21 protein-coding genes and 1 pseudogene are annotated in these 12,982 nt (G+C 58.7%); 11 read left to right on the top strand and 11 right to left on the bottom strand.

Annotation, left to right across the window (positions count from 1 at the left end; translation table 11 throughout):
* Positions 1–68 precede the first annotated feature (68 nt).
* On the top strand, positions 69–773 hold the full coding sequence (locus tag AACY52_RS03075) for a YoaK family protein (RefSeq protein ID WP_339416223.1): 705 nt from the start codon (positions 69–71) through the stop codon (positions 771–773).
* Positions 774–917: 144 nt separating this feature from the next.
* On the opposite strand, the gene AACY52_RS03070 is transcribed toward AACY52_RS03075, so the two are convergent.
* Positions 918–1,271: a hypothetical protein gene (locus AACY52_RS03070; RefSeq protein ID WP_339416221.1), complete on the bottom strand. Its 354-nt coding sequence runs from the start codon at positions 1,269–1,271 to the stop codon at positions 918–920.
* A 243-nt stretch (positions 1,272–1,514) separates the two neighbouring features.
* Here AACY52_RS03070 and AACY52_RS03065 point away from each other — a divergent pair, with 243 nt between their 5' ends.
* Positions 1,515–1,730 carry a hypothetical protein gene (locus tag AACY52_RS03065; protein ID WP_065873020.1) on the top strand — a complete coding sequence of 72 codons (216 nt, stop codon included), beginning with the start codon at positions 1,515–1,517 and terminating at the stop codon, positions 1,728–1,730.
* Positions 1,731–1,882: 152 nt separating this feature from the next.
* On the opposite strand, the gene AACY52_RS03060 is transcribed toward AACY52_RS03065, so the two are convergent.
* The 3 genes from AACY52_RS03060 to AACY52_RS03050 form a co-directional block, all read right to left on the bottom strand.
* On the bottom strand, positions 1,883–2,194 hold the full coding sequence (locus AACY52_RS03060; RefSeq protein ID WP_339416217.1) for an AzlD domain-containing protein: 312 nt from the start codon (positions 2,192–2,194) through the stop codon (positions 1,883–1,885).
* Entirely contained in the window at positions 2,191–2,886 is a 696-nt protein-coding gene (locus tag AACY52_RS03055; protein ID WP_339427527.1) for an AzlC family ABC transporter permease, read from the bottom strand. Before AACY52_RS03055 ends, AACY52_RS03060 begins: the two co-directional genes overlap by 4 nt.
* Positions 2,887–2,957: 71 nt before the next feature.
* On the bottom strand, positions 2,958–3,173 hold the full coding sequence (locus tag AACY52_RS03050; RefSeq protein WP_025856028.1) for a hypothetical protein: 216 nt from the start codon (positions 3,171–3,173) through the stop codon (positions 2,958–2,960).
* Between the two features lie 177 nt (positions 3,174–3,350).
* Here AACY52_RS03050 and AACY52_RS03045 point away from each other — a divergent pair, with 177 nt between their 5' ends.
* The 4 genes from AACY52_RS03045 to AACY52_RS03030 all read left to right on the top strand — a co-directional run bounded on the left by AACY52_RS03045 (position 3,351) and on the right by AACY52_RS03030 (position 6,179).
* Positions 3,351–3,707: a metalloregulator ArsR/SmtB family transcription factor gene (locus AACY52_RS03045; protein ID WP_339416212.1), complete on the top strand. Its 357-nt coding sequence runs from the start codon at positions 3,351–3,353 to the stop codon at positions 3,705–3,707.
* Between the two features lie 19 nt (positions 3,708–3,726).
* Positions 3,727–5,010, top strand: a complete 1,284-nt coding sequence (locus tag AACY52_RS03040) for an arsenic transporter (protein ID WP_339436381.1) — start codon at positions 3,727–3,729, stop codon at positions 5,008–5,010.
* Positions 5,011–5,023: 13 nt separating this feature from the next.
* Positions 5,024–5,494: an arsenate reductase ArsC gene (locus tag AACY52_RS03035; protein ID WP_339436382.1), complete on the top strand. Its 471-nt coding sequence runs from the start codon at positions 5,024–5,026 to the stop codon at positions 5,492–5,494.
* Between the two features lie 73 nt (positions 5,495–5,567).
* The gene (locus AACY52_RS03030) at positions 5,568–6,179 is read left to right on the top strand and encodes a LysE family transporter (protein WP_339416206.1); all 612 of its coding nucleotides are present in this window, start codon (positions 5,568–5,570) and stop codon (positions 6,177–6,179) included.
* Between the two features lie 76 nt (positions 6,180–6,255).
* Here AACY52_RS03030 and AACY52_RS03025 read toward each other — a convergent pair whose 3' ends face one another.
* Entirely contained in the window at positions 6,256–6,948 is a 693-nt protein-coding gene (locus AACY52_RS03025; RefSeq protein WP_339416204.1) for a tellurite resistance TerB family protein, read from the bottom strand.
* Positions 6,949–7,073: 125 nt separating this feature from the next.
* Between AACY52_RS03025 and AACY52_RS03020 the strand changes: the two genes are divergently transcribed.
* Positions 7,074–7,601 (top strand): DinB family protein, encoded by a 528-nt coding sequence (locus tag AACY52_RS03020; RefSeq protein WP_339416202.1) that lies wholly within the window; start codon positions 7,074–7,076, stop codon positions 7,599–7,601.
* Here the strand turns inward: AACY52_RS03020 and AACY52_RS03015 are convergent.
* The gene (locus tag AACY52_RS03015) at positions 7,573–8,046 is read right to left on the bottom strand and encodes a GFA family protein (protein ID WP_339416200.1); all 474 of its coding nucleotides are present in this window, start codon (positions 8,044–8,046) and stop codon (positions 7,573–7,575) included. The two genes, AACY52_RS03020 and AACY52_RS03015, sit on opposite strands and share 29 nt — an antisense overlap.
* 195 nt (positions 8,047–8,241) lie before the next feature.
* Between AACY52_RS03015 and AACY52_RS03010 the strand changes: the two genes are divergently transcribed.
* On the top strand, positions 8,242–8,523 hold the full coding sequence (locus AACY52_RS03010; RefSeq protein ID WP_339439040.1) for a hypothetical protein: 282 nt from the start codon (positions 8,242–8,244) through the stop codon (positions 8,521–8,523).
* Positions 8,524–8,582: 59 nt separating this feature from the next.
* Positions 8,583–8,954, top strand: coding sequence for a hypothetical protein (locus AACY52_RS03005; protein WP_339416198.1), 372 nt, complete (start codon positions 8,583–8,585; stop codon positions 8,952–8,954).
* On the opposite strand, the gene AACY52_RS03000 is transcribed toward AACY52_RS03005, so the two are convergent.
* The gene (locus AACY52_RS03000; RefSeq protein WP_339496967.1) at positions 8,924–9,127 is read right to left on the bottom strand and encodes a hypothetical protein; all 204 of its coding nucleotides are present in this window, start codon (positions 9,125–9,127) and stop codon (positions 8,924–8,926) included. The two genes, AACY52_RS03005 and AACY52_RS03000, sit on opposite strands and share 31 nt — an antisense overlap.
* A 138-nt stretch (positions 9,128–9,265) precedes the next feature.
* Here AACY52_RS03000 and AACY52_RS02995 point away from each other — a divergent pair, with 138 nt between their 5' ends.
* Positions 9,266–9,418, top strand: coding sequence for a hypothetical protein (locus AACY52_RS02995; RefSeq protein WP_370468004.1), 153 nt, complete (start codon positions 9,266–9,268; stop codon positions 9,416–9,418).
* Between the two features lie 420 nt (positions 9,419–9,838).
* Here the strand turns inward: AACY52_RS02995 and AACY52_RS02990 are convergent, their stop codons facing one another.
* From AACY52_RS02990 to AACY52_RS02980, 3 genes are read right to left on the bottom strand one after another with little or no spacing between them, the layout of a single operon-like run.
* Entirely contained in the window at positions 9,839–10,003 is a 165-nt protein-coding gene (locus AACY52_RS02990; protein ID WP_370468003.1) for a hypothetical protein, read from the bottom strand.
* Positions 10,000–10,251: a hypothetical protein gene (locus AACY52_RS02985; RefSeq protein WP_339427532.1), complete on the bottom strand. Its 252-nt coding sequence runs from the start codon at positions 10,249–10,251 to the stop codon at positions 10,000–10,002. Before AACY52_RS02985 ends, AACY52_RS02990 begins: the two co-directional genes overlap by 4 nt.
* Complete coding sequence (locus AACY52_RS02980; protein ID WP_339427533.1) at positions 10,244–10,399, bottom strand: hypothetical protein; 156 nt, start codon at positions 10,397–10,399, stop codon at positions 10,244–10,246. Before AACY52_RS02980 ends, AACY52_RS02985 begins: the two co-directional genes overlap by 8 nt.
* Before the next feature lie 262 nt (positions 10,400–10,661).
* Here AACY52_RS02980 and AACY52_RS02975 point away from each other — a divergent pair, with 262 nt between their 5' ends.
* The gene (locus AACY52_RS02975) at positions 10,662–12,074 is read left to right on the top strand and encodes an IS1182 family transposase (protein ID WP_339427611.1); all 1,413 of its coding nucleotides are present in this window, start codon (positions 10,662–10,664) and stop codon (positions 12,072–12,074) included.
* Here the strand turns inward: AACY52_RS02975 and AACY52_RS02970 are convergent.
* A pseudogene (locus AACY52_RS02970) lies at positions 12,068–12,502 on the bottom strand (IS5/IS1182 family transposase); the annotation flags it as partial. The gene AACY52_RS02975 and the pseudogene AACY52_RS02970 overlap by 7 nt on opposite strands.
* Positions 12,503–12,982: the final 480 nt, after the last annotated feature.

Below are 12,982 nucleotides of genomic sequence, written 5' to 3'. Positions count from 1 at the left end.
GTCATTGCGCGCGCCCTAAAAGCGCCCTACGGTAGTGGCCGGATAATCTCACAGAGGAACCCGGCTCTATGTTGCCTTCGCCGCGCAAGCCCAACGCCAATGCTGCACTGGCCCATCGACAGCGCTGGCGTGGCCGGGTCGGGCTGATGCTGGTGGCCAGCCTGTCGGTGCTGGCGGGCATGACTGACGCCATCGGCTTCATGGCCAGCGGTGACTTTGTGTCGTTCATGAGCGGCAACACCACACGCCTGGCGGTGGCGATCAGCGCCGGGGATCTTGGCCTGACCGGACGGCTGCTGTTGCTGGTCGCGACCTTTATCGTTGGTAACGCCTTCGGCGTCGTGGTCAGCCGGCTGAGCCGCCGCCATGCACTGCCTTTGCTGATGTGTATTGCCGGCTTGTTGTGCGGCGCTGCCGTGCTGCCCTTCGCCGATACGTTGCCCGCGCTGCTGGCGGCGATCATCGCGATGGGTATGCTGAATGCCGCTGTGGAAGAGGTTAACGGATTGCCGGTAGGCCTGACTTACGTCACCGGCGCGCTTTCACGGTTCGGTCGCGGGCTGGGTCGCTGGCTGCTCGGGGAGCGTCGCAGCGGCTGGCGCGTACAACTGATCCCATGGGCCGGGATGTTCGTGGGGGCGGTGATTGGCGCGGTGCTGGAGCAGCAGATGGGCTTGAGGGCGCTGCTGGTCAGCGGCGTCTTGGCAGGCGTGCTGGGGCTGGTGTGGCTGAAGATTCCCCGGCGCTGGCACCTTGGCTACATGCCGCGCTGAGGAAAAAAGGTGCTCGCCCGACGTTTAAGCCTCGACGTCCGTGTACTGGTAAAGAGCCATCGTGTCGGACGGGCGGGTGAATCATAATCCAAATGCCTCGCAGCCGTCGTGACAGGCATTTCCTAAAACGACTAAAGCAATGGATTACAGGCAAGTCGCCAGTGCGGCCAAACGCCGCTTGGCCGGCATATTGTCTTCTGCCGCGTAGTACTTGATGGTGGAACCGGCCCCCGCGCTTTGCACATCGACAAAGTAGTCGCCGGCGGTGGTGTACACGGTAAAGCCGCTAGCGCCGATGGGTTCCTTGAAGCCGCCGGCGTCAACGCCGAACACGCTTTCATCCTGCCAGCCGAACTGCACGCATTCGGCAACCACCAGTGTGGCCTTGTCTGAAGCCAGGGTTTTGTAGGGCGTGCCGGCGCGCGCCTCTTTCATCTTCGAACCTGCACAACCGGCCAGGGCCGCCAGTACCAGTGCGCCAATTACCACCTTGTGCATGCCATTGCTCCGTTGGAAAAAAACGCGACTCTATCATTAGCAGGCGACACCCAAGGACTATTACGTCACGCAGGCGCCTATAAGTGGATTCGCTGCATGCTCAAGGGCAAGCGTACGGTCAAGGGCGGGAGCACGCCCAACTGACTGGGTGCTTGAAGGTGGCGCCTGCTGACACATGGCATTATGATGCCGCGGTTGATCTCACTGAGGAGATCAACGGGATACCCTCAACAAGGAAGCGTCATGAAAGATTTCGTCATCAGCGTCAACAACTCCGTTCTCTACATCGCACTGGCCTTCGTCTGGCTGATGGGTTTGGTGACGATGTTCAGCGCAAGCTTTTTGTCGGGCCTGGCGGTATTGGTGGGCGGTACTTTGACGTGGTGCATCATTTCCGGCTTCTGGTTCGTCCAGTCGGCCACCTATGAAGAACTGCGCAAGCTCAACGCAAAAAGCTGATGTGCCTGGGCAGCCCTATCGGGCTGCCTTGCTGTGTGCAGCATGAATTTAGTTTCACTGTGAAGGGCGCCTGGGCTGCCTATATTGGCCACGCTCATTTTTAGAAACCTCCCTTCTGCCCGCCCTCCCGCGGGCTTTTTTTCGTCCGAGTGTTAAAGCAACCAGCGCAATAGGTAGAACAACGCCATGCTCAACAGTACGGTGATCAACACATTGCGCGTCCAGAACATCAACGCCACCGCGCTGAGCCCCGCCAGCAGGTAAGGGTTGGCCGGGCTCAAGTTGAGTTGATGGTCGGCCAGGAAAATGATCGGCCCGCAAATCGCCGTGAGCATGCCAGGCACGGCGAACCCCAGAAACTCCCGCGCGCCACGGTTGAGGCGCACCGGCAGGCGCGGCTCGATAAACAGGTATCGGTTGAGAAATACCACTAGGCCCATGGCCACAATCATGATGTAGATCATCGCTGCCCTACTCCCAGTCGCTTACAGGCATACCCCGCGCTCATGCCCAACACCCCGGACACCACCACCGCCGACTCCCAATGCAGAAAGCTCAACCACACCGAAAACAGCAACGATACGGCCACGCAAACCAACGTGGGGATGTCACGCACCACCGGCGTAATCAACGCGATAAACGTAGCAGCGATGGAAAACTCCAGCCCCAGTTGATCAAGGCCGGGAATGCTTTTGCCGAGCACGATACCGGCCAGTGTGAACAGGTTCCAGATAATATAGAACGTCAGGCCGACGCCCAGGGCGTACCAGCGGTTGAACGTCTCGCGGTCAAAATGGCTGATCAGTGCGAAGAATTCGTCGGTCAACAAAAAGCCCAGGCTCATGCGCCAGCGGGTCTTGAGGGGCGACAGGATCGGGCGCACATGCATGCCGTACAGCAAATGCTGGGACGTCAGCAGCAAGGTGGTCAGCACGATGGAAATCAGGCTGGCGTCACTCTTGACCATACCGATGGCGACCAGTTGCGCGGCTCCGGCAAACACGATGGCGGACAAACCTTGGGCTTGCAACGGGGTGAACTGTGCATCAATGGCCATCGAACCGGCCAGCAGTCCCCACGGCGCGCAGGCCAGGGACAAGGGAATGACGGCGATGGCGCCGCGAGCGAAAGCGTAATGAGGTAAGGCAGTGGGCATGGAAACGGCTCATCGACAGACAGTCGACAAGCATGCCAGCGCAACAAGGGGATTGTCTTGAACGATCTTGCTCAGGCGAGCCTTACCGACACCTGCTCCACCGAATCGCGCGCTTCGCGCAGTTCGTGGGCGTCCTGGTTAAGCCGGTGAATGGTGTTGAGCAAACGCTGGCGCAACACTTCATCGCCGAGCTTTTCGACGGCACGCATCAGGTCGAAGGCCGCGGTTTCGTTATTTTCCGCGACGGAATCCAGGGTCTTGCGCAGGTTGCGAGTGGCACGGGTCACGCGGGTTATTCCTTGATCAGCAATGGGAAGGCACTTTAGGACATTCATGTTTCATTTTAATTTCAAACACTTGTGGCGGTTTTCAAGGCATTTGATCCATATCAATTGAAACAGCGTTTGACCGATATATATGGAAATACGTATATTCGCATAACCCCATATACAAAGACCTTGGCCATGCTGGATCCCCTCTCCCCACCCACCTTGTTCAAATGCCTGGCCGATGCCACCCGGGCACGCCTGACGTTATTGATCCTGCGTGAAGGCGAACTTTGCGTGTGCGAACTGATCCATGCCTTGGACGACAGCCAGCCAAAAATCTCCCGCCACCTGGCGCAATTGCGCAGTGGCGGGTTGCTGCTGGACCGTCGCCAAGGCCAATGGATCTACTACCGCATCAACCCGGCATTACCCGATTGGGTGACTGACGTGCTGCACACCACCCTGCAAGCCAACCAGCCCTGGTTGCACAACGACGCACAGCGTCTGAATACAATGGGCGACAGACCACAACGGACCAACACCTGCTGCTGAATCCTCGGAGCGTTCATTCATGCTTGTCGCACTTGCGATTTTTATCTTCACCATCGTATTGGTCATCTGGCAACCCAAGGGCCTGGGCGTTGGCTGGAGCGCAACCCTGGGCGCCATTCTGGCCCTGGCCTCTGGCGTGGTCAGCCTGGCGGATATCCCGGTGGTGTGGCACATCATCTGGAATGCCACAGGGACCTTTGTCGCACTGATCATCATCAGCCTGCTGCTCGACGAAGCCGGTTTCTTTGCCTGGACCGCCCTGCATGTAGCGCGCTGGGGGCGTGGGCGCGGCCGGCGTTTATTTGCCTATATGGTGTTGCTCGGCGCATTGGTCTCGGCGCTGTTTGCCAATGACGGCGCGGCGCTCATCCTCACGCCGATCGTGATATCGATGCTGTTGGCCCTGCGCTTTTCCCCGGCGGCGACCCTGGCCTTTGTCATGGGCGCAGGGTTTATCGCCGACACGGCCAGCTTGCCACTGGTGGTCTCGAACCTGGTGAATATCGTCTCGGCGGATTACTTCAAGATCGGCTTCAACGAATACGCCGCGGTGATGGTGCCGGTGAACTTCGTCAGCGTCGCGGCGACGCTGGCGGTGCTGCTGTGGTTCTTTCGCCGCGACATTCCGCAGACCTACGACCCGGCCGACCTTGAAGACCCCGCCAGTGCTGTCCACGACCGCGCCACCTTCCGCGCCGGCTGGTGGGTGTTGGGCATCCTGTTGGTCGGTTGCTTTGCCCTGGAGCCGCTGGGCATTCCCATCAGCGCGATTTCCGCCGTCTGCGCCGTGCTCCTACTGGTCATCGCCGCCAAGGGCCACGCGATCTCCACGCGCAAAGTGCTGAAGGAAGCACCGTGGCAAATCGTGATCTTTTCCTTGGGAATGTACCTGGTGGTCTACGGCATGCGAAACGCCGGCCTCACCACCTACCTGGCGACCTGGCTCGATACGTTCGCCACTTACGGCGTGTGGGGCGCGGCGATGGGCACGGGAGTGCTGACGGCGCTGCTGTCCTCGGCGATGAACAACTTGCCGACGGTGTTGATCGGGGCGCTGTCCATCGAATCCAGCCATGCCGTGGGCGTGGTCAAGGACGCAATGATCTACGCCAACGTGATCGGCAGCGACCTGGGCCCTAAAATCACCCCGATTGGCAGCCTGGCCACCTTGCTGTGGCTGCACATCCTGGCGCGCAAGGGCATCACCATCACCTGGGGCTACTACTTCAAGGTCGGGATCGTACTCACGCTACCGGTGTTGTTGATCACGCTCGCCGCCCTCGCCTTTCGCCTGAGCCTTTGAAGGAGATAACCCAATGAAAGTCCTGTTCATGTGTACCGCCAATAGCTGCCGCAGCATTTTGTCCGAAGCTGTGTTCAACCATTTGGCGCCGCAAGGTTTTGCGGCGATAAGCGCCGGCAGCTTTCCCAAGGGCCAGGTCCTGCCGCGCAGCCTCAGTACGCTGCAGGCGGCGGGTATCAGCACTGAAGGGCTGTACAGCAAAGGCAATGACGCTTTCGAAGGTAGCCCGCCAGACGTGGTCATCACCGTGTGCGACAAGGCTGCCGGTGAAGCGTGCCCGCTGTATTTCGGGCCGGCAGTGAAGGCGCATTGGGGGTTGGAAGATCCATCTGATGTAAAGGGCAACGACGCAGACATCCAGGCGGCCTTCAACACAACCCTGGACATTATCGCCAAACGCTGCAGGGCGTTTTTCGCCGTGCCTTTTGATTGCCTTAGCCCTGCTGAAATCAAAGCGGAGTTCGACCGTATTGCGCTGATGTGAGCATCGCTTAGCGATGTGGATTCGCCTGCTGGTGCCAGCGTATGCTTTCGCACTTTCCTGAAAGGACGCGGGCATGCTGACGATCTTTTTCTACGCACTGATATTCGGTTTCGTGTTTTGCCTCTCTCCCGGCGCCGTGCTGGCGGAGACCCTGCGCCGTGGTTTGCTCCATGGCTTCACGCCGGCCCTTCTGGTGCAGTTTGGCTCGCTGGTGGGCGACGCGGTGTGGGCGGTGATCGGCCTGACCGGGATCGCCCTACTGATCCAGCATGACGCAGTGCGCGTGCCACTAACGGTAGTCTGTGCGTTGTACCTCGCCTGGCTGGGTGTGCGCAGCCTGATCGATGCCTGGACGCTGCCTGAATCAGACGCCGCACCCGCCAGCACTCGGCAAAATGCGCTGGCGGTCGGCGCAGCGATCTCCCTGGCCAACCCGAAGAATATCGTTTACTGGGGCGCGCTGGGCAGCGCGTTGTCAGGCATCGTCGGCGCCACGCCCAGCCATGGGCAAACCTTGATGTTTTTCGCCGGGTTCATGCTGGCTTCAGTGTTGTCATGCTTTCTGATTGCAGCGCTGGTCAACGTGCTGCGCAAGAACGCATCACCGTTGGGGCAGCGCATCAGTTATGGCTCTTGCGGTGTGGTATTGATCTATCTGGCAATTCTGGCCGCGCAAGGGATATGACGTTATAGCAACGTGTTATCGGTGTGGGTGGCCTTATCGAGGGCCTACTCTCGCAAACCTGGGGGTCAGCGTCCAATCAGGCCTTGACCTGTTGTTCCAAGTGCAGCTGCAATTGCGGATCGATTTGCAGTTGACCTGCCAAGTCGTCCAGGTAATTGCGTTCGGCGTCCTGCTGATCGTCCACCAACATCACACTGGCCAGGTAAACCTCCGCCGCCACTGCCGGGTCGCTGGCGAACTCGGCGAAATCCGCAGCGTCCAGGGGCTTGGCGACTTCAGCGTCGAGCCACGCTTGCAGTTGCGAATCGTCGGTATGCCGGCCCAGTTCAATGGAAATCAGTTGCTGCTCTTTTTCATCGATGTGGCCATCAGCTTTCGCGGCGGCGATCAACGCACGCAAAACGGCATGGCTGTGGGCTTCGGCTGCGGGACCGTCAAGCTGGTCGACCGTCTGGAAGGCTTGCTGCGGAGCACTGCCTTGCTGGCGTTGCCAGGCTTGGTAGGCCCGGAACGCCGCCATGCCCAAGGAAGCCAGCGCCGCGTAGTTCATCCCGCCAGCACGTCCCTGGGCTGGACGCGCGCCAGCGGCACCGCCCAAGAGGCCGCCAAGCCCACCCAACAAGCCACCCAGACCAGCACCGCCCGAGGCATTGCCGGTGCTAGTGCCTTTCAATAAGCCGCCGAGCAGTCCGCCCAAACCGCCACCCGAGGAGGCACTGGCCCCTTGCCCGGCGCGCAGCAGTTGTTCCAGTAAGTCGCTGGTGTTCATGATCTCGCCCTCCCAGGGCGCAACGTTGGCGTCTAACAACCATAGCCCGGCCCTGCCGGAACACCATGACCGCCGGGCGGGCACGGCCTATCATGGCGTCACCGTGCCTCTGAGAGAAAACCCAAGTGAACCGAATTGAGCATGTCGTGTTGATGGCCCGCTACAACCAGTGGATGAACCGCAAGCTCTATGAAGCGGCCGGCACGCTGTCGGACGCGGAGTTGCTCATGGACCGCAAGGCGTTTTTCGGCTCGATTCTCGGCACGTTGAACCACCTGGTATTAGGCGACACCGTCTGGCTCAAGCGCTTTGCCCTGCATCCTGCTGGCTATGCGGCACTGGCTCCGCTGAACGCGGTCGCCACACCTGTTGATTTGACGCAGTTGGCCTTTGCCAACGTCCGAGAACTGGCCGCCCGCCGAGCCTGGCTGGATCAACTCATCCTCGACTGGGCGCAGACCGTAGAGGCGCCCGACCTGGATCAGCGCCTGCATTACCGCGACATGCGCGGTGTGGCCGCCGATAAAAACTGCTTTAGCCTGCTGGTGCACTTTTTCAATCACCAGACCCACCACCGGGGCCAGGCAACCACCTTGCTGAGCCAGGCGGGGCTGGACGTGGGCACTACGGATTTGCTGGCGTTAATCGACTGAACTCGGCGTACGCCTGCATCAAGCGCGGGAACGCCGCGGGCTCTGGCAACTGCGCAAAGCGTTCAACGGCCGGGGTGGAGGCCCAAGGCAATTTCTCGCTGGTCCAGGTCTCCATGAAGGGTACATAACTGCTGGCATTGTCCAGCAACGCCGCGCGCACGTTGACGAACTCATCAATGCCATGAGGGCGGGTGAACAGCCAGCTCATGCAATGCGGGCAAAAGTAGTGGCGGTCCTCCCCCTGCAGGCCGCCGATCACCGGGCAGCCCTGGGTGATCGTAAAACCGCTGGCCGGAATCAATGCGCTCAGGGAGAAGGCGCTGGAAGACATCTTCTGGCAACCGGTGCAGTGGCAGGCCATGGTGATCACTGGGGCTGCACTCACGCTGAAGCGCACACGGTCACAACGGCAGCTGCCTTCGTACGGCAGGGTGTCGACGCTCATCATTGCTTCCTTTTATTGATGGGTAGCGTGGCAGGTTAGCGTCCGGGCGCAGAGTTGAACAGGCCAGCCCCAAAACCGAACGCTGCATCGTCACTGGGGTCGTAAACCTTAGGTGTCGGGATTTTTGCTGCACCCGCCCTCCCCGCGTGCATTGGGAGTCTACCGATGCGCGTACCCCGAGAAGGAGACGCTTACATGGTCATTCACTTCAAGGTCGCAGGTCATTTAGCCTGTGGCCATCACGGCACCAACCTCCCTTCCAGCGTCGAGCTGAACCGAGTCAAGTGCCGTACCTGCCGCAACACCGATGCCTACAAGGAAGCGCGCCGCACCCAGCGCAATGCTGCCCGCCGCGCCAATCGTAACGCCAAGACCCGCACCGTGATCGACTGGCGCAGCACGTGGACGCAACGCCTCACCGACCTGCCCGGTATGCAGCGTTTGCCACGGGGCTTCAGCGGTCAGCCCTTCGTGTAAGCCACACAAACAAAAGCCCCGGCAAAACCGGGGCGCTTGGGTGTTAGTCGATCATCACTGTGCGCCACTGTTTCGAAGGTTTGTCGTTCTGGGGCTTCGGTGGTTCTGGATATGTCACTGATCTGACCAAGGCCCAGGCCGAGGTGTTCACCAAGGACGGTGCTTGTGATCACCGCGACACCGACATTCCGTGGCCAAAGGCCTACATCGATGCCCAAGCCCGACGCCTTGTTGAGCGTGACGACGTAAATATCAAAGACGCCCTGCGCGGCACAGGTATCAAGCTGGCCAAGCCGAAGGGGCCAAAAATGATGGTGTTCAATTGCAATGGCTACCGCCGATTCATCAGCGGCGCGCAGCGCTATCGGGAAGACCGCCGGACAACGCACCTTAAGAAGCGTTACCGTGCGGGCTTAATGCTGCCTTGCTGAGCGAATCGTTCAAACTCGGCGAGCATGATAACCGCCGTGAACTGCAGCTCCCCGTACTGAGCGGCTGTCTCATCAGCCTGGAACGGCCAGTAGTTCTTGTAGAAGTCTTTCGCCGCTGCCTCAGCTTCGTCCTTTGCAAGTTGAAGGCCTGCTTCGTAGTCGTCATCACGCATACATACCTCCTTGATCCGACTCCATGCCGGTCACCCGCAATACCCCAACCCAACCCAACCCAAACTGCCACCATCCAAGTTGCGAGGACTGTTTGATGCGGTCCGTGAGGCGGCCGGTGTTGAAAAGTAGACTTTCAGATGCGCGACTTACGTGCAAAGGCTGGTACCGACAAAGCACAATCCAGTGAAGACATGCTAAAAGCGAGGGACCCACTTGGGCACACCACCGTGGTGATGACCGAGTATTACATCCACAAACGGATCGACAAAAAGGTCACGCCAACTAAGTGAGTTGCGGAGCAACATTTGAAATTGCGGACCGGAAACAAACAAGGGTTTGCATCAGCTTTCGCCCGCAAACCCTTGATTTTAGATGGTGCCCGAACCCGGAATCGAACCGGGACGCCCTTACGAGCGGGGGATTTTAAGTCCATTATTTTTTCCTTATAAATCATAGCCTTATTGTGGTTATTTTTCCGCTTCAAACAAATTCTCTGTTCGTTTTAGGGTAGTGAAACCAGGACTACAAAACAAATTGCGGAAAGAATTCGGGTCGCCGGAATCCCGTATTTCAAGCGAAGGCAGTCGGATATAGGTCTGCAGAAATGGCCTCGAAGCTATTACCGGTTACAGCCCGACACTGAATCCTCTGATCCCCACGCTGTCGGCAAAGCGCCTCACCGCTGTGAGGCTGGCCCAGGTGCGTAGCCGTTAACGTCGAGAGCGTACCGGCACCCAGCGCGCACCGTTGCCGCCCAGGCGAATCGACAGACTCCAATGTGATGCGCCATCGATCTTTGCCACCAGGCACTCGCGCACCACGTTTTGCTGCACCAGGACGCGCAGCACCTCTTCATGGATTGACTCGTTGATCATGTGAGCTCCGTCAGCCGCGTCTGCGCTGCATCATAGAAGGCGAGGTACAGCCGCTCAATCGCATCGGCGCTCAGCGCACCGACGGTCTCCAAGCCCAGAATGAACCCTTCAGCACGATCAATCGCGCGCAATGTGGCGGGGATCGTTGCGCTACTGAGAATAGTCTGCAGCAGCTTGTCGGCCTGGGCGCGGGTCGCGCCTGTCAGGTTCAGCGCCGCCAATGAGACCTGCCCATAATCCTCACTCATGATCTGCCACCCAGCAATCCGGAGTATTCAGCGTGCCGAACTCCGGGGTGTACCCGGCCATGACCGACAGGTGCTCAACTGGGGTGACGCCTCGCGTTGCGGCGGTCGGGATCGGGTACGGGTAACTGCATTCTTTGGGTGTCGACATGGTGAGAGTTTTTGTTCAAGTAAGTGCCTGTGCGTGAGACCACAGTACCCAGGGTCGGCAGGCCAGTTTAGGCGTCGGTGGCTCCCGTACCCCAACGAAAAGGCCCCCACACCTGAGGCAGGTGTGGGGGCCGATCGAACATAGGCTGGAATTCCGTGTATCAGCCGTCAAAGGCCGCTATCGACCGATTCTGTTGAAAAAGTAGCTCCCCTGTTTGACCTGCGGCAAAATTGCTTCATTGGCCGGTGGGGGATCACAGAGCATGATGGGACAATTATCGAGTGGGCAGGAGCGACTGTTTTACTCGTTCAACCTTGAAGATCACATCCCAGCCAATCATCTTCTGCGCAGCATTGATCAGTGTCTCGATCTGAGTGACCTGCGCCATTACCTCGCCGATTTCTATAGCCCTATCGGGCGTCCGTCGATTGATCCTGAACTGATGATCCGCATGCTGATCGTGGGCTATTGCTACGGCATTCGCTCAGAGCGGCGGCTGTGCGAAGAGGCCCATTTGAACCTGGCGTATCGCTGGTTCTCCCGATTAAGCCTTGAAGATGAAGTCCCCAACCACTCGACGTTTTCCAAAAATAGACACGACCGTTTTCGGGACAGCGATCTGTTTCGCTGGTTGTTCAATGAAGTGCTGCGTCGTTGCATGGACGCAGGCTTGGTCAAAGGTGAAGGCTTTGCCGTGGACGCCAGCATCATCAAGGCGGATGCGAGTCGGCAGCGCGGCGTACCGGGTGATGAACAGATCAACTGGAGCGATCCGGCCCTGAGCACTCGCGCCGTGCGTGAGTACCTTGAAGGCCTCGATGAGGAGGCTTTGGCCGAAACGCTACCGAAACGCCTGTCGCTGACGGATCCTCAGGCACGCTGGACGGCTGCTCCAGGCGGCCCTGCTTTCTACGCTTACTCCACGAATTATCTGATCGATACCGAGCACGGCGTGATCATGGATGTGGAACCCACACCGGCTCATCGAACCGCAGAAGTCGAGAGCACCAAGACGATGATCGATCGGGTCGAAGCGCAGTTCGACATCAAGCCGGAACGCCTCATTGGCGACACCGCTTACGGTACCGCGCCGATGCTGGCCTGGATGGTGGAGGAAAAAGGCATCGAGCCGCATGTGCCGGTGTGGGACAAAACTGAGCGCAAGAACGACAGCTTTTCGAGTAACGATTTCCACTGGAATGAAGAGGCGGAGGAATACCGCTGCCCAGCCGGCAACCCATTGCGCAGCGAATGGCGAGCCTTCAAGAACGAACGTTCGCACGTCACTAAAGCCAACACCATCATCTTCCGATCCAGACAGACCGACTGCGCGACATGTCCGATGAAAGCCAGGTGCTGCCCGAACACTTCGATTCGCAAGATCGCTCGCAGCGTCCATGAAGCCGCTCGCGATGTGGCTCGGTTCATTGCCGCAACGCCGGCATATCAGCGCTCTCGTCACGAACGTAAAAAGGTCGAAATGTTGTTTGCCCATCTCAAGCGCATCCTGAAATTGGATCGCCTGCGGCTACGTCGCATGAGTGGCGCGACGGATGAGTTCACGCTGGCCGCTGCGGTGCAGAACCTGCGACGGCTGGCCAAATTTTCATCTCAAGGGCCACCAGTCACGGGACTGGATTATCTTGGCAGTTCGAAGCGCTATCGCTGGTTGTAACGGACGACTCCAATGCCGCGTGTCATCATGGAATGGGCGTCTGGATCGGTCAGTGAGGCCGATTTATCCGATGATTCGTTGAGCTGACTTTCAATGAACTGCAATTTTTTCATCTGAGCTTTGAGCTAGTCGATTAGCTCTTGCAGCCGAGTAGCCATGGGCTGAGCGACCGAGGGTTCTTCCCGATCGCTTTCGTCGAGCGCAGTCAGGCAGCGATTGATACTCGATTCAATTTCTTCCATCCGCCGTTTCAGCTTAGCACTGGTGAAATTGCGGCCGCGGTTATTGATGGCCTTGAATTTACTGCCGTCAATGGCGACCAGATTTTCTTCGAACAGTCCTAGTTGCTGGCACAGCACCACGAACTGGCGGCAGACATCTCGGATGGCCTTGCTGTTGTCTTTTCGGAAGTTGGCGATAGTCTTGAAATAGGCCCAACGGCTTCAGCAAAACGCCCTACGGACGTCAGGGTGGCTCAGGTAAATAGGAGCGCACGCCGAGAGTGCATCGGTGCCCAACGATTGTCGTGGCCACCCAAGGGATCGACAGGCCCCAGTCGGGACCACCTTCCATACGGCCGCCCAGACATTCACGCACGGCATATTATTCGACTTGGGCACGCAAGATTTTTCGTGAACACCGTCAGCGATCACTGTGCATCCACCAGTCGGCGCGTCATGGCCGCTTCGTCGAAGACGCCGTTCAAACCATCACTTGCAGAATTCAGCGCCCCGATTGGTTCTAACCCCAGGACAAACCTCGCATAGGACTCATGCGATGCAGATCCTAGGCACGAGGTGCAAACATGACGATGGTCTTTTCACAGGGCAACAGCGCCCGACCATGGTCCCTGCTCGGCGTCATGCCATCAATCTGTAAAACCATAGGAAGGCAGCGAAGATATACAT

Origin of the sequence: Pseudomonas sp. EA_65y_Pfl1_P113, assembly GCF_963970525.1 — a bacterium.
In the GTDB taxonomy this organism is placed as follows: domain Bacteria; phylum Pseudomonadota; class Gammaproteobacteria; order Pseudomonadales; family Pseudomonadaceae; genus Aquipseudomonas; species Aquipseudomonas tritici.
This window is presented reverse-complemented; position numbering and strand designations above follow the sequence as displayed.